We start from the raw sequence: 22,411 nt of genomic DNA on the forward strand, positions 1-22,411 counted from the left end.
TCGCCCGCCTCATCGTGCCGGCCGCCAGCGCCGTCGAGCATGTCCTGGCCTGGTCCAGATTCCGGCAAGCCCACCAAACCCGCGCTCTTATCAGCCACTACCGCCGACGAGGCGACTTGTTACCACGCGATCTACGGATGTAGTACCGGGCGCGTCCGTCAGCTCGTTCACCACAGCGACGGCGGCCGCCTCCTCGACGCCCGTCGCGTTATCCGCCATGCCGTCCAACTCGCCTTCCGGTTCGCTCGCCTGCTTGCCGATTACTTCAAAGGCTCACCTGCCTGCGTCAGCGCCCTTTCGGGTCCGGGCACCAGACCCGGTATCCGGTCAGTTATCCGCCTGGGCGGCCGACGAAGGAGCCGACCCCTTGCATGCCCGCGGTTTCCTGTCGCCTTTCGGCCACCGGCGTTTGCTTCTCAGGCATCCTGTCCCGCCATGGATCTAGTGGTCCTACCCGGTTGTGAACAGGCCGGGACCATGACGGGGTTTCCACGTTCCGCACGCATGAGCCGCGGCCGGATTGGGTGCCCTCTTTACCCCGGGGACGGTGATGCTCTCCGGCCACCACAACCTCCATGACCGGCACCCGCCGCTTCCCATCGGCAATCCCTCCCCCGCTCCTCGTCCCATCTCGCGGGGGTGTACTTGACGAGGCATCATCGAGGGTTCACTCACGTTCACCCGCCCGGCCTTCCCCTCGCCCTTCGGCCACAGATGGAGTGCGGCCTTCCGAACTTCTTCCCTGAGCTTCGTACCCCACCGATACCAGCGGCGACGCACGTCAGGGCGGAGACGGGCCATGAGCACAAGCCCGGGGTTACACCTTCGCTATCACGCGAACCTCCTTCGACATAACCCACTCATCGCGTGCGACCTCGTGTCGCACCATCGCCAAGTACGCCACCAAAGCGGCCGAGTGCGTTGGCACCCTCGACCGCCGCATCAATCCCCTGGACAACCTCGACGCCTACAACCTCCGCGACCACCCCAAACGGCTCATCACCGAATGCATGAGCCTGGGCGCCATCGACGAACTCAAAGAGCTCCGGCTCGCCGAGTGGGCCCACATGCTCGGCTTCCGGGGCCACTTCTCCACGAGGTCTCGCAACTACTCGACCACCCTCGGCGCACTCCGGGCGGCCCGCGAACACCACGCCCGCGACGACGACATCACCACCGGCCGCCTCCCCCTCTTCGAGGAGGACGCCGTCCTCGTCATCAGCGAATGGCAGTACGCAGGCAAGGGTCACTCCGCAGGAGACCAACTCCTCGCCGCCGCTCTCACGGGAACCGTTCCTCCGCGAGTAATGGAGGTGGGCACTTGATCAGCGGGATCGGCGGAGACCGGATGTGGGACGTACACCGGCTCTCCGACTTCCTGGGCGTGCCAGTTGCCACGATCTACCAGTGGCGCTACCTCGGCAAAGGGCCGAGAGGCTGCAAGATCGGGCGTCACGTGCGCTACTTCGCGGAGGACGTCTACGCCTGGGTGCGTGAGCAGTCATGACGGTCTACGACAGGTGGCACAAGTCCAGGCCGCGCCCCGGAGACTCCAAGTGTCCCGAGCACCAGCGCGTGCCGTCGTCGGATCACGGCAAGGGCGAGCGCTGGCAGGTTCGATGGCGTGATGACCACGGCGAGCAGCGGAAGAGGAACTTCGACAAGAAGAGCGCCGCCGACGCTTTCGATGCGAAGGTCAAGAACGAGCTGGCCGTGGGAACGTACGTCGACCCCAGTGCCGGCAAGGCCCTCTTCCGCGTGTGCGCCGAGGAGTGGCTGAACGCGGCGCCCTTCGACGAGGCCGTTCACGATCAGGTCGCCATGCGGCTGCGTAACCACATCTATCCGGTGCTCGGGAACCGTGAGATGCGTGTGCTCGCCAACCGGCCCTCGATGATTCAGGCGTGGATTCGCGGGCTACAGGGCGAGCTCGCGCCGTCGTACATCAAAGTGCTGCTCGCGCATGTGTCGGCCGTGTTCTCCGCCGCTGTGGATGACGGCCTCGTCGCCAAGAACCCATGCAAGGCGTCTGTGGTGAAGCCGCCCGCGATATCGCGCGAGAAGGTGAAGCCCTGGACGTACGAGATGGTGAACGGCATGCGCGCCGCCCTCGGTGAGCGGTACGCCGCGATGGTGGACGTCGGCGCGGGCCTCGGGCTTCGGCAAGGCGAGATCATCGGTCTGGCCGTGGACGATGTCGATTTCCTGCGCCGCGTCGTCCACGTACGGCGGCAGGTGAAGTTGATCCGCGGGCGGCGAGTGTTCGCTCCCCCGAAGGGCGGCAAGACGCGGGACGTACCGCTCCCGGACTCCGTAGCCCTTCGACTGTCGGCCCACTTCGCTGCCTTCCCGGCCGTCGATGTCGCGTTGCCCTGGATGGCGCTGGCCGGCAAGCCCGTGACGCACCGGCTGATCTTCTTCTCGCCCAATGACAACGCGATCCACTGCACGTACTTCAATCAGGGACAGTGGCGACTCGCCCTCGTGCGCGCGGGCATCGTGCCCGCACCTCCCAAGGGTGAGATGCCGGAATCGCACCGCGAGCACGGGATGCACGCGCTGCGGCACTTCTACGCTTCCGTGCTCCTCGATGGCGGCGAGAGCATCAAGGCGCTCAGCGAATACCTCGGCCACCATGACCCCGGCTTCACGCTGCGGACGTACACGCACCTGATGCCGTCGAGTGAAGACCGGACGCGGAAGGCCGTCGATCGAGTCTTCGGGGCACAGGTGCCGTGTGCCCTTGGTGTGCCCGCATCCGGCTGAGCAGCGCCCGGACCGCAGGTCAGGGACGCGCGAATCAACTACCAGCACTTCAGCAAGGGCGGCGGCTGAGACCAGGGGCGATGTCACCGCTCTGGGCCTGACCTGCCAACTGCACAAGGGAGCGTGCGCCCTGAAGCGACCGTACGTGGCGCCGATTCGCAACATCCCACACGGCCCCCACGGATGCGGAACAACGGAGGTACCACAGTCACTCAGTTAGTCACGCACCCCCGCCAGCGAGCTGCCAGCGGGGAACGGGGTCCGGCGGTCGCCCGGGGTTTGCAGCGTCCGGACTCGGGCCCGCTATCACTCGGCACGGGCCCTGCATCCTGGCCAGAGGACACGACTACCCCGCCGGGGATTGGTGGCCCCGCCCGAGCCTGGGGGGCAGGGCCGGTCCGGCAACTTCAGGGGGTGAACTGCCGGACGTCCTGGGGTGCCGCCTATTGCAGCGGACAGGCGTCAGCGACGTGCCGGTTCAGGCAGCAGAACACGCCGTTTAGGTCCCTCTACTCCCGGACGATTTCGCGAGCGTAGACCAGCCAGCAGCGGCCCGCCTCGGCAGCGCGGGCACGCACCTCACGCGTCTCCTCGGGTCCGTGCATGGCCTTGTAGACGCGGAACAGCGTCCACAGCGCGGCGAGTCCGGCGACCGCCTCGCGGGGCGCGGTCCTCCAGGCGGGCACCGTGGACAGCAACTCGTCCACCTGGGCGGGGCTGTGGCCAGCCTGGATGAGGCGGGGCGCGAACAGCGCGCAGTCGATCCATGCCGCACCTCGGACGGCGAAGGACCAGTCCAGGACGTGGACGCGGCCTCTCGCGACGAGCAAGTTGCCCGCGGACAGGTCGTAGTGCAGCAGCGTGTCGCCGCGCAGTTGCTCGACCGAGAACTGCTCCAGCGCCGCGGCGTACAGCTCCCGATCGTCCAGAGCGCCACCTTCGAGGAGGTGACGGGCCTTGGCCTGGAGCGAGGCCACGTTGTGCGAGACGGGCATGGCGCCGTTCGGACCGGGCGTGAGCAGCCTGCCGAGCAGCGCCAGAGTGTCGAGCACCGCGGGCAGGTCCGGCGAGCCGGGCAACAGGTCAGCGTGGCGGCTGTTGTCGTTGACGAACTCGAACACCATTACGTGCCAGCCGTCCACGGTGCCGCGCCACAGCATGCGCGGGGCCGGCACCTCCTCCGGAAGGGCACGGTTGGCCCATTCCTCCCGTAGGTGCAACGCCGCAGCGCTGCTGCCCATCTGGACGGCCTTGAGGAACACGCTGCCGGTCTCGGTGTGCAGCCGGGCGGCCAGGCCGGGCATGATGCCACTGGTCGCGGTCTCCGCTTTCAGCACCGGGCCGCACTGCTGTTGCACGGTGTCGCGGACGGTCTCGGGGAGGTCTTCCCAGTGGGGGCGGGTCATCGCGATATGCCTCCGTTCGGCGTCGGGTCGTCGTAGCAGCCCTGGTGGCACTGGCTGCATTCGGCGGGCAGCAGCCACAGGTCGGTGTCCAGTGGCATGCCCGACGAGCGGATGGCTTGCACGGTCGCGCCGAGCCGTTCCAGGCGTGCCGCGTGGCTGATCTCGCCGGGCTGGTCCGGGGCGTGGTGGATGAATCGGCCTGCCACCTTCTGGCAGAAGTCGGCGTAGGCGGCGGTGTGCAGGATGTACGCGTGCCAACCTATGTCCACCTGCGGGGACGGGGCGAGTGCCGCGCCAGGGTTGAGCGCGCACGCGTACAGGAAGGCGAGCGCCTGTTCCATGGTCCGCTCGGCGTGCTCGATGGTCATGTTGTGGTCGCGGGCGATGTCGGCGGCGAGCCGGTCGAACAGGTCAGGGCTGATCAGGTTGCGGGCGATGACGGGCTCGGCGCCCGCCGTCTTGGTGGTCATGTGCACTCCCTTGGGGGTTACCACGTGCTGGCACTTGCTGAGGGCTGGACATCTCCTCCTCTGGTCCGGCTGGTTGGATGGCCCCGCACGACGCGCCCTCGCCCTCGTGTGCGGGACCACCCGGCTTACGGTGGCCACGTGTAGGCCCCTGGCGCTGTGCACGAGGGACGTCTGACGGGCGAGCGCCGAAGCCGGCGACGGCGCATCGGGTCGTTCGATCAGCGACTCGACCCCGGCGGCACGCATCCCCTGCGATACCTGCCGCCGGAGTCGAGCAGTCCACTGGCCGGTCACCGGGTCGTGGTGGATCTCCCAATCCGGATAGGTGGTGCGCAGCGCGGCCACCTGCCGGACGGCTAGGCGGGCGTCGCACTCGACCGGCAGAGGCCCAGTCAAAGCACCCCCCGTGACCGTTCCAGAAGACCGTCCTGGACGCGGAGCCGACTGGCCAGATCGGCGGTGTCGTCGGCGGCGACGGTCTGCGCCAGACCGGCGCCAATCTCGTCGTCACGGAGTCGCCGGTGGCGGGTCGCGTAGCAGCATCCAGCGTTGCTACGCCAGATCGTCCACTCGTCGTAGGCGGCACGCAGGTTGGCGAAGACGCTGCTCATGGACGCAGGATCTAACCGACCGGGCAGACATCGCTGCGACACCACTGGACATCTGCGGACACCTTCCAGTCAACTAGATGGCATCTGATGTCCTACGGCAGGATGCGGCCATGGTGAACGAACGCCTACGCCGGACCATGCTCCGCGCAGGGCTCGACCCCCAACAACTAGCTGACGCGGCACAGGTCAGTGTGAAGTCCGTGGAGCGATGGCTACACGGCACGTCCGTCCCGTACCCGAAGACCCGCTATCGGGTGGCGGCCATCCTCGAAGAGGACGAGTCGTACCTGTGGCCGGAAGCCATCGACAAGGCGTCGCTCGTCGGGGCGGAACTCGTCGGCAGCTACCCGCGTCGTAACGACGTGCCCCGCCATCTGTGGACGGAGACGCTTCGCAACGCCGAACGCAACGTCGACCTGCTCGCGTTCGCCGGGCTGTTCCTGACGGAGGAACACCCTGACTGGATTCCGACGCTCGCCGCGAAGGCGAAGGCGGGTGTCCGGGTGCGGCTGCTGCTGGGCGACCCGCACGGCCAGCAGTTGGCGTCGCGCGACACCGAGCACCAGATCGGCGGCGGCGTCGCCGGCCGGGTCGCCGCGGTACTCGCCTACTACGGACAGCGCATGCCGCCCTCGGTGCAGGTGCGGCTGCACGACACCCCGCTGTACAACAGCGTCTACCGGTTCGACGACGAGATGCTCGTCAACGTCCACGTGTACGGGCTCCTAGCTGCGTATACGCCGACCTTGCACTTACGCCGCCTGGACGGGGCATGGTTCAACACCTACTTGGAATCGTTCGAGCGGGTGTGGGCATCGGCCCGGCCGTGGGAACGAGGTGGCGCAACGTGAAAAGGAGCCGGCGCATCGACCACTGGCGGGACTCGGACGCGCCGAAGCCGACCAGCCGTAAAGCCTCAGCGAGCGTGTTCGTCCTAGACGAGCAGGGGCGGGTGCTGATGCTTCGGCGCACCGACAACGACCTGTGGACCATCCCCACTGGGGGCGTGAAGAAGGGCGAGACGGTCGCTCAGGCCGCGGTGCGAGAGTGCCAGGAGGAGACGGGGCTCAACGTGGCGGTGACCGGCCTCGTCGGCGTGTTCTCCACACCAGACCACGTGATCGTCTACATGCACGGCGACAAGGTGGACGAGGTGCGGCAGCCCATCAACGTGTGCTTGCGTGCCCGCGTCGTCGGCGGCGGCATCCGCCCGGAGCCGGCGGAGGCGCGAGAGGTGCGGTGGGTCGAGCCCGACCAACTCGACGACTACAGGATTCATCCCGCGATCCGGTTGCGGATAGACCACGGACTCGAGGATGAGGAGCCGTACATCGGCTAGCGTCAGCGCCATGGCCGTCGTCTTCTGGGTGCTGCTCGGGATCGCCGTCGCGCTCTGGATCGCCGCCAGTGCCACCACCACCGGACGCCCGGTCTGGCCGTTCGCCCCATGTCTCCGCTGTGAGGGCAAGGGACGGTGGAAGATGGCCGATCGGTCCAGCTTCTCCAAGGGGCGGCACAAGCACGTCTACTGCTCCGTGTGTAGATCAATGGGGGTACAGGTTCGCCTGTGCTGGCGATGACCGGCGCGAGCTACGAGTCGGCGGCTCGGCGTGGCAACTCGTTCACCGGCGCCTCGTGGTGGTTGGGGTATGGCTGAGCTCTTCCCCTTCCACGGCATTCATCCACTCCCGGTCCGCTCGGCCTGCGCACGGGTGTCCGGTGTGGCGGCGTTACGGCCGTCCAATTTGACGGTTCACGCTGTCATGTGTCCCCATGTGCCCTACGAACTCATTGTCGTACTGGCGTGGGAGCATGACTTCATGGCGACATCAAAACAGCCGGTGACGGTCCCGACTGACGCCAGCGTCGACGACTTCCTGGACGCGGTCCCCGACGAACGCCGGCGGGCCGACGCGGAGCGCCTCTGCACGATTCTGCGCGAGGTGACCGGCGAGCCCGCAGTGATGTGGGGCCCGAGCATCGTCGGCTTCGGCAGTTACCGCTACACCTACGAAAGCGGGCGCACGGGCGACTGGCCCCTGGCGGGCTTCTCGCCGCGGAAGCAGCATCTCGTCGTATACCTGGTGGGTGGGTTCGAGGAACGACACGCATCGGTGCTCACCCGGCTGGGCCCACACAAAACCGGAAAGGGATGCCTCTACCTGAAACGGCTCGACGACGTCGACGAGAGCGCGCTGCGCGAGCTCATCGACCGCACGGCCCGGGTGCACAAGGGCGTCGACCGAGCCAGCAAACGCCAACGATAACCGCTACCCGTCCCGGAGTTATGAACTTCCCGGCATGGCCCGCTTGCTGGCCGTGCGCGGCCGGCGGCCTGTTCTTCGTACGCCGCACCGACCGCGGCAAGACAACCCCGAAGATCACAGAATGATCGTCAGGCTTATGGTGAGCGGCCCTGGCAGGCGCATCAGCCAACCGAGGAATCCGACTCCGATGGCCGAAATCGCCGCGGCGAACGAGAGCAGCAGGGCCGCCATGCCGAGCGCCGCGGGAGACCGGGGCGAACCCTCACTGGTCGCGTGGCTCATGACGGACGCTCCCAGGAAAGAGGCGGTGATGCGGAGACCGCTCCTGGTGTGGTGTGGCGACACCTGGGAGCGAGGAGTGGGGGTCTCGGCGCCGAGATCCTCACTGTGCTGCCGCATCGCACTCACCTGCCCGGCCTTGAGGCACACCTCATGCGCTTCGATAGGCGGACGCTACCGCCAGGTATGCGGTTCGTACATATGAGTCACCAATGAGGAGTGCACAATGTAGTTGTACCGTAAGTAGTTGGTATGAATGGGAAGTGGGTATGATTGGCACGATGGTTGACAATTAGTCACTGCGAATGCATGCTTTGTGCGCACCTGCGACACCACTGATGCTCCAGTCCCCGCAGAAGCCGCATTATCGCATCACGCACTCTGACCTGATCAAATCAGTTGTCGGAACGAAGGATTCCCTCATGACCGCCTCGACCGACACGTCCCCGGCCGCGAGTTCGCCAGACCCCCGGAAAGACGTTTCGCCGCAAGGACGGCGGGTGACCGTCAATCTCACATCACGCGCCAACGACGCCCTCGACAGAGCCGCGGATCTGACCGGACTGTCGAGGACCGACACCATCAATCGCGCACTTCAGGTCTACGCCTATATCGAGGAGATCGTTAACGCCCAAGGGGGGACCCTCTACGTCCGCGAGGCCAACCAGACCGAGCTGGTGCAGTTGCGATTCGTCTAGCCCGGGTGGGGCCCATTCCTCCCTTCACCCGGGCCGAACGCCGGCTACCAGATCATGGTGCGGAGCTTGTCGTCCAAGCCGTCACGCACGTCGGCGCACGAGCGATACTTCACGTGTTCTGCGACCGTCCTCGCCTTCAGTCGCCAGGCCACCTCGTTTCCACTAGGGAGAATCCCCCCTCCCAGACCCGCGGCCGCACTCAGGCGTGTCCTGACGCCCTGGCATCCCGATTCGAAAATGCCGTGACGCCACCCCGTCTCTTCGTCCCACACCAACGCGAGTGGTTGGTGCGCACCGTCGCGGATGATCACCGTCGCGTCTCTCGGGTCGGCCGGGTCGAGCCAGCTCCGATCGATCCGCACGCCTTGGCCGGAGAGCTCTCCGACGACCTGGCTGACGTAGCCGTGAGTGAGATCGACCCACGGGTCCGGGTGGTGCATTGCAATGAGGTTGTCGCCCACAACGACATCCCTTCTGTTTGCTTAGGACGATTATGCACCAAATCACGTCGAGTAGCTTTTTTGTCCGACTTGTATCAGCAAAAGCGAGGTGCTGTAATGGCGCGCCCGCTGACTTACGGCAGTCCGCAGAGGCGCGGGATCAGGCCGGCATAGGGGCCGACGAGGCTTTTCTTTCAGGTCAAGGCGAGGGCTCCGGCAAGACCGGGGTCGTGCCGTCGGCGGAAGGCCTGTAGAGGCTACGCAAGAGCAATACGGTGTTCGCGGAGAAGACGACAATGAAAACGGCCGTCGCGAGCATCGCGAGAAGTGGGCCCGGGACCCGGCAGGCCCAGCCCAGCAGGGCGAGCATCATCGAGGGGATCGTGGCCGCGAGCGAAACCGTCAGGACGGTCACGCCGATCGCCGCCGGAGAGCGCGAATCCCCCTCCGACGCCACTCGGCTGATCAGCGTGACGCCCAGCACGGAGAGCGAGACATGCACGCCGGTCCGACTCCGCACCGCGTTCAGGTCCGCGTGGGCCGAGGCGGTCTCCTCCGTCAGGTCGACGCTCGGCAGCGGAGCCTGAGCCCGCAGGGCCGTCCGCTGTCCCTTGGAGGTGCTCTCGGACGGCCGGATGGTCTTCGCGCTCGCACCGCCCATCCGCCTGGAGGCTGAGCGTGACACCTCGGCGGCCGGTCTCCCTTGGCGCCTCTTCGGCATGTCCCCTCCTTCCGATGTCCGCCGGCATCCGCCACATGCGGGCGGGTGCCGGGGCGCCGACACTTCAGGAATGATTCATTCCGTCACGAGCGTAGTAGCCGGTCACCCACTCGCTCGCCTTGGTCGCCAGGTCGCCGGATGGCTCGAAAGGCGCCGCGAGCCGGCCCGTCCGATCGAAGCCGGCGGCACGGTCGCGCTTCCGGACGCCGACCACGGAGAGCACGAAGGCTCCGAGGGCCGCGCCCACGAGCAGAGCCACCACCAGCGCCAGGATCATGATCATTGGACTGCTCCTCGTTCTCGTCTCGGGGTTGTCCAGGTCGCTTCGTGTGCCGAGTTTCTGGAGTGACTTGACTCCATCGACGGGGGTGCTGGGCTAAGCTCACCCATACCTCTCCTGGGGCTTGTCAGACCAGCGCCTACATGCCCAATGGTCTGCGACATAGGCTTTTGGCCAACTTGTAGAACCATGGGTCTCATACCAACCTTTCGCCGCTACCTGTCGTTTTACCTGCGGACGAAGGGAATGAAACAAAAAACTGGGACTGTCTGACCTACCCATAAAGTAAGGGCAAGGCATATCATAGGCCTCGGACTGGTCGTCAGTATGGTTGGTATCTTTGCGGAGGCGCAGATGGGTGGACCGAAATACCGGGAGATCGCCGAAGACCTCCAGCGAAGGATCAAGAGCGCGGAGTGGTCGACCGACACACCGCTGCCCACCGAAGCCGAATTGATGGAGCATTACGCTGCGTCCCGAAACACCATTCGAGACGCAGTCAAATGGCTCACCAACCGCGGACTGCTGCTCACACGATCCGGTCGTGGCACCTATGTGGTCGGCAAGATCGAGCCATTCGTGGTGACCATGTCGGCCGACGACGCCCAGAGCGGTCCGGGCGGCGGTGAAGGCGCCGCCTACCGCGCGGAAGTCAAGGTAAGCGGCCGGGACGCGGCGGACAGCCCTCCTCGCGTGGAGATCCAGCAGGCCGATCTCGACAAGGCGCGCCTTCTCGGGATCGACGAGCGGTCGTTGGTGGTGAGCCGGCATCAGCAACGGCGCATCGACGGAAAGCCTTGGTCCCTGCAGACCTCGTTCTATCCGTACGACTTCGTGCAACGTGGGGCCGACGCGCTGGTCAACGCCGCCGACCTCACACAGGGCGTGGTGAGATACCTCGAGGACACACTCGGACTGGTACAGGTCGGGTACGAGGACCACATCACCGCACGGCCGCCGGACGACGAGGAAATCAAGTTCTTCCGGCTCTCGGACAATGCGAGCGTGGCCGTGATGCAGGTCAACCGGGTCGCCTTCGACGAAAGCGGACGGCCAATGCGTTTGACCGTCACGACCTATCCCGCCGACCGGAACGAACTCATGTACAAGATGAGTACCCATGTGCCGAAAAGCGCACTGACCGGCGGATCGGTCGACGGGGCAAGCTCCTAGCTTCCACGCTCGAATTCATCGGTACGGCATGTCGAGTTTCCCGCTGCACACCTTCCGGCCCCCGAGGTTCGATGTGCGCACCTTCGAAACACAATCTCAGGGGTTTGAATGGACGACATCTTCTACATCAGGCGAGCCGAGCCACACGATGTGGAGAACATCATCGGGCTCATCGACCGCACGGCGAGCTGGCTGCGGACGAAGAAGACAGATCAATGGGCCACGCCGTGGCCGTCGCGCGAGGGCAGAGACCAGCGTGTCCGCGACGGCGTCCTGAGCGGCAAGACCTTCGTGGTGTGCCGCTCGAAACGTTGGCCGCTCTCTCGCGGGCTGATGGCGACCATCACGCTCGACTACGAGCCCGATCGCAAGGTCTGGTGTTCCGACGACGACAGCGAGCCGGCGCTCTACGTCCATCGCCTGGTGGTCGGCCGCGCGCACGCGGGCAAGGGCATCGGCTCCGACCTGCTCCACTGGGCGGCTCGAAGCGCCCATGGCGCGTGGGGCGCGACGATGCTGCGGATAGACGTATGGACGACCAATTATGCGCTGCACGATTACTACCGTGGCGAGGGATTCGCCTATATCGGCGACTCTGACGGCGCGGTGGAGGACGGCCGTAAGTCAGGCGCCCTTTTCGAGCGCGGCACCACCGTGAGCCTGGCGGTCGACACGCCACGACTGAGGATCATCCCCCCGAAGGACGGCACCCCTCTCCTGCGCAGTGTTGTCTCCGGCATTGAGCGGCCGTCTCGTAAGGGCGACGCGGCGAGAAACGCTCCGTACGCCGTTCAGCGCGACATTTCGCCCAGCTTTGCCGCTCGCGCGACCGGGTGGGCCCGGCGCGAATTCGGCAGATTCACGGCTCGCGGGCTCACCGCGAAAGGCCGCCCGGGTCTGTAGCCCGGCCATCGCATACGACCGGGTGAGCGGTCCGGCCATCGCATACGACCGGGTGAGCGGTCCGGGCCGTCGATGCCACGCGTGAAGCGTAGCCAGGCGGGTTCCGCCCCCGTCAATCCCCCCGCCCAACCCCCCTGCCGAGTCCCCCGAAGGGCCTCCATCGCGCCTTCTCCATTATTCGCCGCCGAATTGAAGAAATCGCCACATACCGCCTTTCTTCATCTTTCGACTGGCCGCGAGGCGCAGCTTTTTGACGCTCTGGCGAATTCCTTGCGCTGCGTATGAAGAATGGCCGGGTACGCACGGATCCAGCGCATCCAGAGCATTCACGCGAAGAGACGGTGATTACCGCTCGGCATCTTCCGTGATTTGCGAATTGATGCGGATATGTCCGATCGCACTCCGTGTGAGTTCTTTCAGGAGAGTCCGTGCATCCCTTTTCACGGCGAGCGCCGCTGGTCGCCGCCTTCGCCATCGCCGCCGCGTCCTTCTCCGGCGTCCCGGCCCAGGCCGCCACGTACACCCCCGTCCCCAATCCGCCCACGCTCACCACGCAGGACGCGAAAACGCGCCACGCCAAGGCCGGCCCCTCGATCGTCCGCCACACGAGGACGGCCCGAGAGCCTGTCACCGCGATCTGCGGCCCGCCCTACGTGCTCGGCGACCCGAACCTCGGCCCGAAGTATCTCCCGCGCACCAGCTGGCTCGGCTCGATCCTGCGCGGCTACGTCCGCTACGGAGGTCTCCCCCCGACGACGTTCCTCGACCGCTACCGGACCGTCGACGGGTGGCGCTACCCGCAGGACTTCGGCTTCGCCCATGCCGGGGGGTACTCCAACGCCAAAGCACTCATTTCCACCGTGACCCTTGCCAAGGGTCTGAAGCTCGACCGTTTCGGTGGCGAGAACGGCGCCTTCCTCGCTCCGTACGGCACGCCGTTCGTGAAGCGGGCTCTGCCACCGAGCAGTCTCAACACGTTCAGCGGCGATCCCCAGCATCTGTGCAGCTACCACGCATACCAGGTGGAGATTCCGTTCCAGGTCGACGCCGGCCCGGCCGCCTCGGCCTTCCAGCAGCGAGGTGTGGGGCAGCAGTACCACACCCTCGTCAAGTACATCGAAGGGTCGGTGGGCAACGACAAGGGAGAACTGCCGATCAGCTGGCTCATCGACCACGGCTACCTCAAGCGCCTGAACTGAGCGGGACGGACTCGGATCAGATCTGATCGCCCTCCTGGCTGCGTCGGCGGCCAGGAGGGCGTCGTCCACAGCCCGTGAGTACGCGGCGGCGACACCTCCTAACCACGCCGGGCTCCCTCCGCCGCTCAGGCCGTTGGTCCTCGAGTCGTAGAAGACGCGGATGCAGGCCGCCTTGAGCGTCTTCCGCGTGTGGAGCGGTAAGCGCATCACCTGCCGACCGAGCATTCCGCCGCGTCCGCGACTGGCTGCGCGCGCACCGGGTGCGCGCACACCTGGTCAGCGGCATCGAGTTCCAGATGGCGGTGTTCATCGTCATACCGGGCCGGAGGCTGAGAGAATCTGCCCATGGCTGCCAAGGACGGCGACGGCTGGACCGAATGCGAGCAAGGGCACCGGCACTGGGGGCTGCACGGTGCCTCCGGGCTGCTGGCCGTGCACCATGACGAGTCCGGCGTCCCGTACGTGCTGATGCAGAAGCGATCCTGGTGGAGTCACCACGGCGGCACCTGGGGGTTGCCGGGCGGCGCGCGTGACAGTCACGAGGACGCCGTGGCCAGCGCGCTGCGCGAGGCCCGCGAGGAGGCCGCGCTCGGAGGTGACGGCCTGCGGGTGCAGGGCGTCTACCTCGACGATCACGGCGGGTGGACGTTCGAGACGGTGATCGCCGAGTCGTCCGAGCTGCTGGCCGCCGTGCCCGCCAACGGCGAGAGCGCCGAGATGCGGTGGCTGCCGCTGCCCGAGATCAGCGGGAGGAAGCTGCATCCGGGGTTCGCCGCGACCTGGGACAGGATCCAGCCCGAGCTCCAGCCGGAGACCCTGGTGCTCGACGTGGCCAACATCATCGGCGCACGGGCCGAGCACGGCTGGTGGAACGATCGGCTGGGCGCCGCGACGCGGCTGCTCAACGAGGTCTCGGTGCTCCGGCTCGCCCACCCGGTGCTCGCGCAGTGGTATCCCCGGATCGTGGCCGTCGTGGAGGGTGCCGCCAGGGAGGCGCCGGCCGTGACCGGGGTGCAGGTCGTGGCCGCGACGGGCAGCGGCGACGACGCGATCGTCGACGTCGTACGGCAGGCGCGGCCGTGGGAGCGGGTGCTGGTCGTGACGGCGGACCGGGGGCTGAAGGAGCGCGTCACCGAGCTGGGGGCGCGGACCACCGGCCCGAAGTGGCTGCTGTCACAGCTCGGCGGCTAGTCCAAGACCACGTTCGGCCCCCCGCACCCGACGCCGAGATCCACCGCCGCCCGAACGTACCCCCACTGCCACCACAGCCGCTATGGTGGTGTGCGCACTGGAGGGTTCGCATAGTGGACGAGTGCAGCCGCCTTGAAAGCGGCCAGGTCAGCGATGGCCTCGTGGGTTCGAATCCCACACCCTCCGCTTACCCCCGGCTTCCCGCGAAGCCGTCGCCGACACACGCCGCCAGTTGCAGATAGGCCTCGCGGGTGGCCTCCTGCAGACGTTCGAGGTCGATCTCGGCGCCCTCCTCCAGATGCGGGTCGTACGGCACGCGGATCACCGCACGGCACCTGGCGGCGAAATGGGCCTCCAGCTTCTTGATGTCCACCGCCGACTTCGAACGCGGCCTGACGCTGCAAAGCACCACGGTCGCTTCGCTGACCAGGTCACCGTAGTGGTGGGCCTCCAGCCAGTCGAGGGTCGCCGAGGCCGCGCGGGCGCCGTCCACCGACGGCGAGCTGACCAGCACGATCTGGTCGGCCAGGCCGAGCACGCCGCCCATGGCCGAGTGAAGCAGCCCGGTGCCGCAGTCGGTGATGCAGATCGAGTAGAAGTTCTCCAGCACCTGGGAGATCGACTGGTAGTCGACGCCGCTGAAGGCCTCCGACACCGACGGGTCCCGGTCGGAGGCGAGCACCTCCAGCCGCGAAGGCGCCTGGGAGGTGAAGGCCCGGATGTCGACGTACCTCTTGACCTGGTCGCGCTCGTTCAGCAGGTCACGCACGGTCGCCGAGGTCTCCAGGACCAGCTTGTCGGAGAGCGTGCCCCGGTCGGGGTTGGCGTCGATCGCGATGACCCGGTCTCCGCGCACCTGGGCGAGCGTCGCGCCCAGTCCGACCGTGGTCGTGGTCTTGCCCACCCCGCCCTTGAGGCTCAGCACGGCCACGCGGTGGTGGCCGGTGGCGACCGGGGTGCGAGCCCTGGTCAGCAGCTCGCGGCGGCGACGGACCTCCGGCGCCTCACCGGGCTTGATCCAGCCGCCCGACGCCTTGTAGATCACGCGCCGCCAGCCATTGGCGGGGGCGTTTCGGCGGCCGCGGAGCAGCGTCTCGGGGTCGAGACTCTCGGCGGTCGGCCTGCCGGTCACGGGCGGGCGCGGCGGCGCGCTGAACACCGGCACCGGGGCGGGACGCCGGTGCCGCTCGGGCACCGGCGGCTCCGGCCGGGGCTGGCCGTAGGTCCGCGGCTCGTCGAAGCTGGGTGACTCCTGCTGGTCGAGGGGCCGGGCCCGGCGCGAGGCCCTCGTGGATCTCGGCTGGTCGGCGAGCCGGCCGGTGGCCTGGTCAGCGGCCTGGTCAGCGACGGACCGCCGGTCCGGGGACCTGGCCGGCTCGGCGGAGCGCGACCGGTCGGCCGGTGACGGATCGACGGCCTGAGACCGGTCGGACGGCGACAGGTCGAAGGGCAGCGGCCGATCGAACGGCTGACCGGCGGGCCGGTCGGCAGGCTGGTCGAAGGGCCGGTCAGCGGGCCGGTCAGTGGATTGATCGAAGGGGCGGTCAGTGGGCCGGCCGAAGGGGTGGTCGGCGGGCTGGTCGGTGGGTTGGTCGACGGTCCGGTCCGCCGGGGGCGACAGGTCGAACGACCGCGACCGGCCGAAGGCCGGCGGCTGGTCCAGGGGCCCCGGCCGGGCCGGGGAACCCGGCTCGCCGGATGACGGGGCCGCTTCCTGCGAGGAGCCGCCGGATCGCGACCCGCCATAACCGCCGGGCTCGTCGAAGGAGCGCGGCCGCTCGGACGTGTCCTCGGGATCGGAGGTCCGGGACGACTCGGGTGAGGGCGCATCGAAGGCGCCGCGCCGGGGCTCGCCGGCCGGACGCCTGTCATCGAGCGTCTCCGGCGACTGCGGCCACTCGGGCGGCTCCGGCCACTTCGTCTCGTCCATCTTGCCGGGGCCGGCGGCCATCTTGCCGGGGCCGGGGCCGGCGGCGGAAGCGGGGTCGGTGAAGGAGATCGTGTAGGTGTCGGTGTCGTCGGGCCGGGGCAGCGGCTTGAGCGGGGCGAGGAACGCGTCGTCCGGCCTGCCCAGGCTCAGCGGCGGCCCCCCGGGCGCGGTGTCGTCCTTCGAGCCGGCCGTCTCCAGCCACTCGGCGGCCTCGCTCTCCCCGTCGGGAAGCGTCTCCGCAGCCTGCGAGCCGTAGACGGAGTCGACCGCGGCGCGGAACAGCGGCGGGGTCGGCGTGTCCTGCTGGGAGGGCACCGACAGCCATGGATCCTGGGGGTACGGCGATGCGACGGGCTCGTCGGAGGCGGCCGCCGGAGACCCCGGAGCCGGAGCGCTGACCTTGACAGGTGCTTCGTCGGTCTCCTTGATTGCGTCCAGCCAGGCCAGCTGTTCCTCGAGCGATTCTTCGCGATCGTGTCTTGCCACCGTGTTCCCCCTCTGGTGGGTCTAAAGGGGCAGCAAATACCTTGCAGAGTAACGCCATGTGTTCCCATGAACGCGGCCAACCCACAACTTCCTTGCCCGGCTACATTGGGTCGCATGCGAGCCATCGAGATCGCCCAGGCAGGCGGGCCAGAGGTCCTGGAGTGGCGCGAGGTGCCCGATCCGCGCCCTGAGCGGGGCGAAGTCATCATCGACGTGACGGCCGCCGGGGTCAACAGGGCCGACGTCCACCAGCGCAAGGGGTTCTACGATCCGCCGCCGGGCGCCTCTCCCTACCCGGGCCTGGAGGTCTCCGGTGTGGTGGCCGAGACCGGCGCCGACGTCGAGGGTTTCGCCCCGGGTGACGAGGTGTGCGCGCTGCTGAGCGGCGGCGGCTACGCCGAGCGGGTGGCCGTGCCGTGGCAGCAGGTGATGCCGGTGCCCGAGGGTGTGTCGCTGGTGCGGGCGGCGGCGCTGCCCGAGGTGGCGTGCACGGTCTGGTCCAACGTGTTCATGCTCGCGCGGCTGCGCCGGGGCGAGACGCTGCTGGCGCACGGCGGGGCGAGCGGCATCGGGACGTTCGCGGTGCAGCTGGCCAAGGCGCTCGGCTCGCGGGTGATCACGACCGTCGGGTCGGCGGCCAAGGCGGAGCGTCTCAGGGAGCTGGGCGCCGACGAGGTGATCAACTACCGCGAGGAGGACTTCGCCGACAAGGCGCGTGCCGATGTGATCCTCGACATCATGGGCGCCAAATACCTGTCCGGCAACATCCGGGCGCTCAACAGCGGCGGACGGCTCGTGATCATCGGGCTGCAGGGCGGGCGCAAGGCCGAGATCGACCTCGGCGCCCTCCTCGCCAAGCGGGCCGCCGTCCACGGCACCACGCTGCGCGCCCGGCCGGCCGACGAGAAGGGCGCGATCGCCCGCAGCGTCGTCGACAACGTGTGGCCGCTGGTCAGCGCGGGTGCGGTGCGCCCGGTGGTCTACGCCGAAGTACCCATGTCCGAGGCGGCCGAAGCCCACCGTATGTTGGATTCCGGCGAACACATCGGCAAGATCCTGCTAGTACGGTGAGAGTTATGAATGCAGAGGACAACAACACCCCCCATATCGTGGTGGTCGGTCCTGACTTCCAAGGCAAGGGCGAAGACGAGCGATCGGTGGCAAACCTGGTCGAGCAGCCCGCCAAGGTGATGCGCATCGGCAGCATGATCAGGCAGCTCCTCGAGGAGGTCCGCGCGGCTCCCCTCGACGAGGCCAGCCGTAAGCGCCTGAGGGAGATCCACGAGTCCTCCATCAAGGAGCTCGAGGACGGCCTGGCGCCCGAGCTGGTCGACGAGTTGGAACGCCTGTCGCTGCCGTTCACCGACGACAACGGCGCCCCGCCCAGCGAGGCCGAGTTGCGCGTCGCTCACGCGCAGTTGGTCGGATGGCTCGAAGGGCTGTTCCACGGCATCCAGACCACGCTGTTCGCGCAGCAGATGGCGGCCCGTGCCCAGCTTGAGCAGATGCGCAGGGCGCTGCCCGGCGTGCCCCATGACGACCAGCCACGGCCACCCGGCGGCTCCGGCCCCTACCTGTAGAGCTTCTCGAGCACCCGGGCGACGCCGTCGTCGTTGTTGGCCGCCGTCACGTGATCGACCGCGGCCAGCACCTTCGGATGCGCGTTCGCGACCGCGTAGGACGTCCCTGCCCACGCCAGCATGGGCAGGTCGTTCGGCATGTCCCCGAATGCGATCACCTGTGACGACCTGATCTCGTGCCGCTCCGCCAGCACGGCGAGGGCCGTGGCCTTGGTCACGCCGTGGGCGCTCATCTCGATCAGGCTCCTGCCGCTGGAGTGCGTGGTGGTCACCAGGTGGCCCACGAGGTCGTCCACGGTGGCGTGCAGCCTGTCGGGATCCATCCGCGGGTGCAGGGCCAGCAGCTTGACGCACGGCTGCGCGGTCAGTGTCGTCACTCCCACGCGCAGCCCGCCGACGGCCTTGCTGTCCCAGCCGCCGAGCGGGAAATCCGACTCATGCGCAAATCCGCCTTCGTACTCGACCGAAAAGGCCAGTTCGGGCACGTTCGCTCTTAGCTGAGAGACGACTTCCTCGAGCACCGGAGCGGAGATGACGTGAGATTCAACTATCTCCTCGGTATGCAGGTCATAGGTCAGCGCTCCGTTCGCGCAGATGGCCAGGCCACGGTGGCGTACGGCGCCGGCGACGCCGCTCATCCACCGGGGCGGACGCCCGGTCACGAAGACGAGCGCGGCACCGGAGTCCTCGACCATGGCGAACGCCGCGGCCGTGCGGGGAGAGACGGTTCCGTCCGTGCGCAAGGCGGTGCCGTCCAGGTCGGTGGCCACCAGACGTGGCGTGGGAGAGCTCTGCATAACAGGTTCTAGTTTGCCTGGAGATGCCGCTGACCAGAAATCTTCGTAGGGAGGGGAACACCAACCCGCCAGAATGGTGTTAGATGAATGGCGTTGTATTAGCTGATCCCGTAGTGAAAACCAGCATGAGTTGTCTGAGCCACCCCGGGTGCTTGCTGTACGACACACCGGGATTCGCGAGGTGCGGGTCCCATAGATTCACATCCTGAGGGAGAGCTTTTATGGCTCAGGGAACCGTCAAGTGGTTCAACGCCGAGAAGGGCTTCGGCTTCATCGCCCCGGACGGCGGTGCGCCGGACGTGTTCGTGCACTTCTCCGAGATCGTCGGCAACGGCTACCGCAGCCTTGAAGACGGCCAGCGGGTCGAGTTCGAGATCACGCAGGGCCAGAAGGGGCCGCAGGCCTCCCAGGTCCGTGCCATCTGACCTGTAGCAGCGAGACAGACCGGGGTTCGCTTCCAGCGGACTCCGGTCTTTCGCGTTCGGGGCGATGACGGATCGGTCACAGGTGTGGCTCGACTCACACCCGGCCGAACCAGCGGCCCCTTCCGGTCATCGACCCATACATGAGGCATGCGTGGTTATGTCACCCCGTGACGGTGGTCGCGGTCATCGTCCTCCTACTCAACGACCACCTGCTCAAGCAGGCCCACCCCGGGTTCGTCACCGGCAAGCTCAGTGACTTCGCCGGGCTGATCGTCGCCCCTCCGCTTCTGGCGCTGCTGCTGTGGCGCCGGGCCGACCTCGCGGCCACCCTGCTGACCGGAGCGCTGTTCACGCTCGTCAAGACGACGGAGACGGGCGCTGAGACCGCCTCCCACCTCTGGACCCTGGTGGCCGGTCCTTCTCGCGTCCTGGCCGATCCCACGGACCTGCTGGCGCTGCCCGCGCTCGGGCTGGCCTGGTGGGTGCGCCGGCGGAGCCTGCGGGCGGACTCCGGGCGGTGGCGGGCGCTGGTCACGACACCACTGGCCGTGCTCGCCGTGGCGGCCACGTCAGCCGCGTCACCGCCGCCCAGCGCCGACTCCGTCCAGGCGGATGACCGGCGCATCGTCGTCCACCTGGACGACGCGTACGAGAGCGACACCGGGGTGAGGGGCCTGGTCTCCGAGGACGGCGGGGTCACGTGGTCCGAGTGGTACCTGAGGCGGGATCGGCCGCCACAGAGCGCCGCCTGCGTGCCGAGGCAGGCACAGCGCTGCTACCACGTCCTCGACGGAAGGGCCGTGGCCGAATCGGACGACGGCGGCACGACCTGGCACGAGTCGTGGAAACCAGCCGCGGACCGGCCTGACCCGGAGGCCGGTCAGCGCCCCGACGACCGTCCGCGCCCCCGTGCGCTCGCCGTACAGGCCAGGTCCGGGGGGCACGTGGTGGTGGTCGCCAACGGCGTCGACGGGATCCTCGTCCGGGACGTCTCGGGCGCGTGGCGGCAGGCGGGCTGGCCTCAGTTCGTGTCGGGCGTCGTGCCGCCCGAACCCATGGATCCGGTGCGAGAGGAACGCCGGATCGCGTTCTTCTTCGCGATCACCGTGCTGCTGGGCGCCATGGGCGTCGGGCTGAGGCAGTTGCGGACGCCTTACACGATCTTCGCCATGGTCGGCCTGGGCGGGTTGCTCTACACGGTGCTGGAAGCGCTGGACGACGGGCCGGGGTTCGCCCCCGGGAAGTTGCTCCTCGGCGGCTCGGTGACGCTGATCGGGATCCTCATGTGCGTCGTGCTGGCCGCGGCGGGGCGCACCCGGCCCACCGCGGCGCTCGTCGGCCTGGGAGCCGCTCCGCTCGTCTACGGCAGCGTCTACGGGCCCTTCCACGGCTGGACGCAGGGTGTGCCCGACTCGTACGGCGTGGCCGTCGCCGCGGCCGTCGTGCTGACCGCGGGCGTCGTGGCCGCGGGCGGCGCGCTCATCAGGCGCGACGCCTACTTGGCCGGCTCCAGCACGTCGAGGCCCACATAGGGACGCAGCGCCTCGGGCACCACGACCGAGCCGTCGGCCCGCTGGTGGTTTTCCAGGATCGCGACGATCCACCGGGTGGTCGCCAGCGTGCCGTTGAGCGTGGCCAGGTGCTGGGGCCTGCCGTCCTTGTCGCGGTAGCGGACACCCAGCCTGCGGGCCTGGAACTCCGTGCAGTTGGAGGTCGAGGTCAGCTCGCGGTAGCGGCCCTGGGTCGGGATCCACGCCTCGCAGTCGAACTTGCGGGCCGCCGACATGCCGAGGTCACCCGCCGCCGTGTCGATGACACGGTAGGGCACCTCGATCTTGGCCAGCATCTCCTTCTCCCACGCCAGCAGCCGCTGGTGCTCCTCGCGGGCCTCCTCAGGGCGTACGTAGGAGAACATCTCCACCTTGTCGAACTGGTGGACGCGGATGATGCCCCGGGTGTCCTTGCCGTAGGAGCCGGCCTCGCGCCGGAAGCACGACGACCAGCCCGCGTAGCGCAGCGGCAGCTCGCCGCCGCCGAGGATCTCCTGGGCGTGGTAGCCCGCCAGCGACACCTCGGAGGTGCCCACCAGGTAGAGGTCGTCCTCGGGCAGGCGGTAGATCTCCTTGTCGTGGGCCACGTGGAAGCCCGTGCCCTGCATGGTCTCGGGCTTGACCAGCACCGGAGTGATCATCGGCACGAACCCGGTGGCGATCGCCTGCTGCATGGCCATGTTGAGCAGGCCGAGCTGCAGGCGGGCGCCGACGCCCTTGAGGAAGAAGAACCGCGAGCCGGACACCTTGGCGCCCCGCTCCATGTCGATGGCGTCGAGCCGCTCCCCGATCTCCAGGTGGTCTTTCGGCTCGAAGTCGAACTCGCGCGGCTTCCCATGGGTCTCGAGCACGACGTAGTCGTCCTCGCCGCCGTGGGGCGCGTCCTCGTCGACGATGTTGGGCACCGACTGCAGGACCTCGTCGAGCTCGGCGGCCAGCTTCTCGGCCTCCGTCTCGGCGCCCTTGACCTGGCCGGCGAGCTCCTTGGCCCGCTGCAGCAGCGCGGCCTTCTCCTCTCCCTGCGCCCTGGAGACCGACTTGCCGAGGCTCTTCTGCTCGGCGCGCTGCGACTCGAATCGGGTCAGCGCGGCGCGACGGCGCTCGTCGAGGTCGAGCAGCGTGTCGACGACGGAGTCGTCCTCACCGCGGGCACGCTGCGACGCCCGTAGCCGGTCGGGGTCCTCACGAAGGGTACGCAGGTCAATCACAAGGAAAGGCTACCGGCGCGCGGTGGCCGCC

The 22,411-nt window shown here is 67.9% G+C and carries 26 protein-coding genes, 1 tRNA gene and 1 pseudogene; 18 read left to right on the forward strand and 10 right to left on the reverse strand.

The window, feature by feature from the left end:
- Positions 1-851: 851 nt before the first annotated feature.
- The 3 genes from AB0C16_RS28410 to AB0C16_RS28420 are packed head-to-tail and all read left to right on the forward strand — an operon-like array spanning position 852 to position 2,766.
- Positions 852-1,325, forward strand: coding sequence for a replication initiator (locus AB0C16_RS28410; RefSeq protein WP_357687226.1), 474 nt, complete (start codon positions 852-854; stop codon positions 1,323-1,325).
- Positions 1,322-1,507, forward strand: coding sequence for a helix-turn-helix domain-containing protein (locus AB0C16_RS28415; RefSeq protein WP_357687056.1), 186 nt, complete (start codon positions 1,322-1,324; stop codon positions 1,505-1,507). The genes AB0C16_RS28410 and AB0C16_RS28415 overlap by 4 nt, the downstream gene beginning before the upstream one ends.
- Positions 1,504-2,766: a site-specific integrase gene (locus tag AB0C16_RS28420; protein ID WP_357687058.1), complete on the forward strand. Its 1,263-nt coding sequence runs from the start codon at positions 1,504-1,506 to the stop codon at positions 2,764-2,766. The genes AB0C16_RS28415 and AB0C16_RS28420 overlap by 4 nt, the downstream gene beginning before the upstream one ends.
- Before the next feature lie 509 nt (positions 2,767-3,275).
- Here AB0C16_RS28420 and AB0C16_RS28425 read toward each other — a convergent pair.
- The 3 genes from AB0C16_RS28425 to AB0C16_RS28435 form a co-directional block, all read right to left on the reverse strand.
- Complete coding sequence (locus tag AB0C16_RS28425; RefSeq protein WP_357687060.1) at positions 3,276-4,172, reverse strand: hypothetical protein; 897 nt, start codon at positions 4,170-4,172, stop codon at positions 3,276-3,278.
- Positions 4,169-4,642, reverse strand: a complete 474-nt coding sequence (locus tag AB0C16_RS28430; RefSeq protein WP_357687062.1) for a hypothetical protein — start codon at positions 4,640-4,642, stop codon at positions 4,169-4,171. Before AB0C16_RS28430 ends, AB0C16_RS28425 begins: the two co-directional genes overlap by 4 nt.
- Before the next feature lie 392 nt (positions 4,643-5,034).
- Positions 5,035-5,253 (reverse strand): hypothetical protein, encoded by a 219-nt coding sequence (locus tag AB0C16_RS28435; protein WP_357687064.1) that lies wholly within the window; start codon positions 5,251-5,253, stop codon positions 5,035-5,037.
- A gap of 200 nt (positions 5,254-5,453) precedes the next feature.
- Between AB0C16_RS28435 and AB0C16_RS28440 the strand changes: the two genes are divergently transcribed.
- From AB0C16_RS28440 to AB0C16_RS28455, 4 genes are all read left to right on the forward strand, one after another.
- Positions 5,454-6,104, forward strand: a complete 651-nt coding sequence (locus tag AB0C16_RS28440; protein WP_357687066.1) for an XRE family transcriptional regulator — start codon at positions 5,454-5,456, stop codon at positions 6,102-6,104.
- Positions 6,101-6,592 (forward strand): NUDIX domain-containing protein, encoded by a 492-nt coding sequence (locus AB0C16_RS28445; RefSeq protein WP_357687068.1) that lies wholly within the window; start codon positions 6,101-6,103, stop codon positions 6,590-6,592. Before AB0C16_RS28440 ends, AB0C16_RS28445 begins: the two co-directional genes overlap by 4 nt.
- Before the next feature lie 10 nt (positions 6,593-6,602).
- Positions 6,603-6,833 carry a hypothetical protein gene (locus AB0C16_RS28450; RefSeq protein WP_357687070.1) on the forward strand — a complete coding sequence of 77 codons (231 nt, stop codon included), beginning with the start codon at positions 6,603-6,605 and terminating at the stop codon, positions 6,831-6,833.
- Between the two features lie 69 nt (positions 6,834-6,902).
- Positions 6,903-7,520, forward strand: coding sequence for a DUF1801 domain-containing protein (locus AB0C16_RS28455; protein ID WP_357687072.1), 618 nt, complete (start codon positions 6,903-6,905; stop codon positions 7,518-7,520).
- Between the two features lie 114 nt (positions 7,521-7,634).
- Here the strand turns inward: AB0C16_RS28455 and AB0C16_RS28460 are convergent, their stop codons facing one another.
- Positions 7,635-7,802 carry a hypothetical protein gene (locus tag AB0C16_RS28460; RefSeq protein ID WP_357687074.1) on the reverse strand — a complete coding sequence of 56 codons (168 nt, stop codon included), beginning with the start codon at positions 7,800-7,802 and terminating at the stop codon, positions 7,635-7,637.
- Positions 7,803-8,221: 419 nt separating this feature from the next.
- Between AB0C16_RS28460 and AB0C16_RS28465 the strand changes: the two genes are divergently transcribed.
- Positions 8,222-8,497 carry a hypothetical protein gene (locus AB0C16_RS28465; RefSeq protein ID WP_357687075.1) on the forward strand — a complete coding sequence of 92 codons (276 nt, stop codon included), beginning with the start codon at positions 8,222-8,224 and terminating at the stop codon, positions 8,495-8,497.
- Positions 8,498-8,541: 44 nt separating this feature from the next.
- On the opposite strand, the gene AB0C16_RS28470 is transcribed toward AB0C16_RS28465, so the two are convergent.
- The 3 genes from AB0C16_RS28470 to AB0C16_RS28480 all read right to left on the reverse strand — a co-directional run bounded on the left by AB0C16_RS28470 (position 8,542) and on the right by AB0C16_RS28480 (position 9,941).
- Positions 8,542-8,958: a DUF6292 family protein gene (locus tag AB0C16_RS28470; RefSeq protein WP_357687077.1), complete on the reverse strand. Its 417-nt coding sequence runs from the start codon at positions 8,956-8,958 to the stop codon at positions 8,542-8,544.
- 178 nt (positions 8,959-9,136) lie between these two features.
- Positions 9,137-9,598 carry a hypothetical protein gene (locus tag AB0C16_RS28475; RefSeq protein WP_357687079.1) on the reverse strand — a complete coding sequence of 154 codons (462 nt, stop codon included), beginning with the start codon at positions 9,596-9,598 and terminating at the stop codon, positions 9,137-9,139.
- Between the two features lie 124 nt (positions 9,599-9,722).
- Positions 9,723-9,941 (reverse strand): hypothetical protein, encoded by a 219-nt coding sequence (locus tag AB0C16_RS28480; protein WP_357687081.1) that lies wholly within the window; start codon positions 9,939-9,941, stop codon positions 9,723-9,725.
- 324 nt (positions 9,942-10,265) lie between these two features.
- On the opposite strand from AB0C16_RS28480, the gene AB0C16_RS28485 reads away from it, so the two are divergent.
- The 6 genes and pseudogenes from AB0C16_RS28485 to AB0C16_RS28510 all read left to right on the forward strand — a co-directional run bounded on the left by AB0C16_RS28485 (position 10,266) and on the right by AB0C16_RS28510 (position 14,590).
- Positions 10,266-11,111 (forward strand): GntR family transcriptional regulator, encoded by an 846-nt coding sequence (locus AB0C16_RS28485; protein ID WP_357687083.1) that lies wholly within the window; start codon positions 10,266-10,268, stop codon positions 11,109-11,111.
- Between the two features lie 108 nt (positions 11,112-11,219).
- A complete protein-coding gene (locus AB0C16_RS28490) occupies positions 11,220-12,014 on the forward strand; it encodes a GNAT family N-acetyltransferase (RefSeq protein WP_357687085.1) in 795 nt (264 codons plus the stop codon).
- 428 nt (positions 12,015-12,442) lie between these two features.
- Positions 12,443-13,213 (forward strand): TNT domain-containing protein, encoded by a 771-nt coding sequence (locus AB0C16_RS28495; RefSeq protein WP_357687087.1) that lies wholly within the window; start codon positions 12,443-12,445, stop codon positions 13,211-13,213.
- A gap of 224 nt (positions 13,214-13,437) precedes the next feature.
- Positions 13,438-13,533 (forward strand): annotated as a pseudogene (locus tag AB0C16_RS28500) (CDP-alcohol phosphatidyltransferase family protein); the annotation flags it as partial.
- A 25-nt stretch (positions 13,534-13,558) separates the two neighbouring features.
- The gene (locus AB0C16_RS28505) at positions 13,559-14,404 is read left to right on the forward strand and encodes an NUDIX domain-containing protein (protein WP_357687089.1); all 846 of its coding nucleotides are present in this window, start codon (positions 13,559-13,561) and stop codon (positions 14,402-14,404) included.
- Between the two features lie 99 nt (positions 14,405-14,503).
- A tRNA-Ser gene (locus tag AB0C16_RS28510) sits at positions 14,504-14,590 on the forward strand.
- A gap of 1 nt (position 14,591) precedes the next feature.
- Here AB0C16_RS28510 and AB0C16_RS28515 read toward each other — a convergent pair.
- Positions 14,592-16,820 (reverse strand): AAA family ATPase, encoded by a 2,229-nt coding sequence (locus AB0C16_RS28515; protein ID WP_357687091.1) that lies wholly within the window; start codon positions 16,818-16,820, stop codon positions 14,592-14,594.
- 114 nt (positions 16,821-16,934) lie between these two features.
- Between AB0C16_RS28515 and AB0C16_RS28520 the strand changes: the two genes are divergently transcribed.
- Both AB0C16_RS28520 and AB0C16_RS28525 read left to right on the forward strand, forming a co-directional pair.
- Complete coding sequence (locus AB0C16_RS28520) at positions 16,935-17,891, forward strand: NAD(P)H-quinone oxidoreductase (protein WP_357687093.1); 957 nt, start codon at positions 16,935-16,937, stop codon at positions 17,889-17,891.
- A 5-nt stretch (positions 17,892-17,896) separates the two neighbouring features.
- Positions 17,897-18,400 carry a bacterial proteasome activator family protein gene (locus AB0C16_RS28525; protein WP_357687095.1) on the forward strand — a complete coding sequence of 168 codons (504 nt, stop codon included), beginning with the start codon at positions 17,897-17,899 and terminating at the stop codon, positions 18,398-18,400.
- Here AB0C16_RS28525 and AB0C16_RS28530 read toward each other — a convergent pair.
- A complete protein-coding gene (locus AB0C16_RS28530) occupies positions 18,391-19,197 on the reverse strand; it encodes an HAD family hydrolase (protein WP_357687097.1) in 807 nt (268 codons plus the stop codon). The two genes, AB0C16_RS28525 and AB0C16_RS28530, sit on opposite strands and share 10 nt — an antisense overlap.
- 221 nt (positions 19,198-19,418) lie before the next feature.
- Between AB0C16_RS28530 and AB0C16_RS28535 the strand changes: the two genes are divergently transcribed.
- Together AB0C16_RS28535 and AB0C16_RS28540 are read left to right on the forward strand one after the other, a co-directional pair.
- Positions 19,419-19,622: a cold-shock protein gene (locus AB0C16_RS28535; protein ID WP_043619750.1), complete on the forward strand. Its 204-nt coding sequence runs from the start codon at positions 19,419-19,421 to the stop codon at positions 19,620-19,622.
- A gap of 167 nt (positions 19,623-19,789) precedes the next feature.
- Entirely contained in the window at positions 19,790-21,154 is a 1,365-nt protein-coding gene (locus AB0C16_RS28540) for a hypothetical protein (RefSeq protein ID WP_357687099.1), read from the forward strand.
- Here the strand turns inward: AB0C16_RS28540 and serS are convergent.
- Complete coding sequence (gene serS, locus AB0C16_RS28545) at positions 21,118-22,380, reverse strand: serine--tRNA ligase (RefSeq protein ID WP_357687101.1); 1,263 nt, start codon at positions 22,378-22,380, stop codon at positions 21,118-21,120. The genes AB0C16_RS28540 and serS overlap by 37 nt on opposite strands.
- Positions 22,381-22,411: the final 31 nt, after the last annotated feature.

This window comes from Nonomuraea sp. NPDC048916, from assembly GCF_040649575.1.
GTDB lineage: Bacteria > Actinomycetota > Actinomycetes > Streptosporangiales > Streptosporangiaceae > Nonomuraea.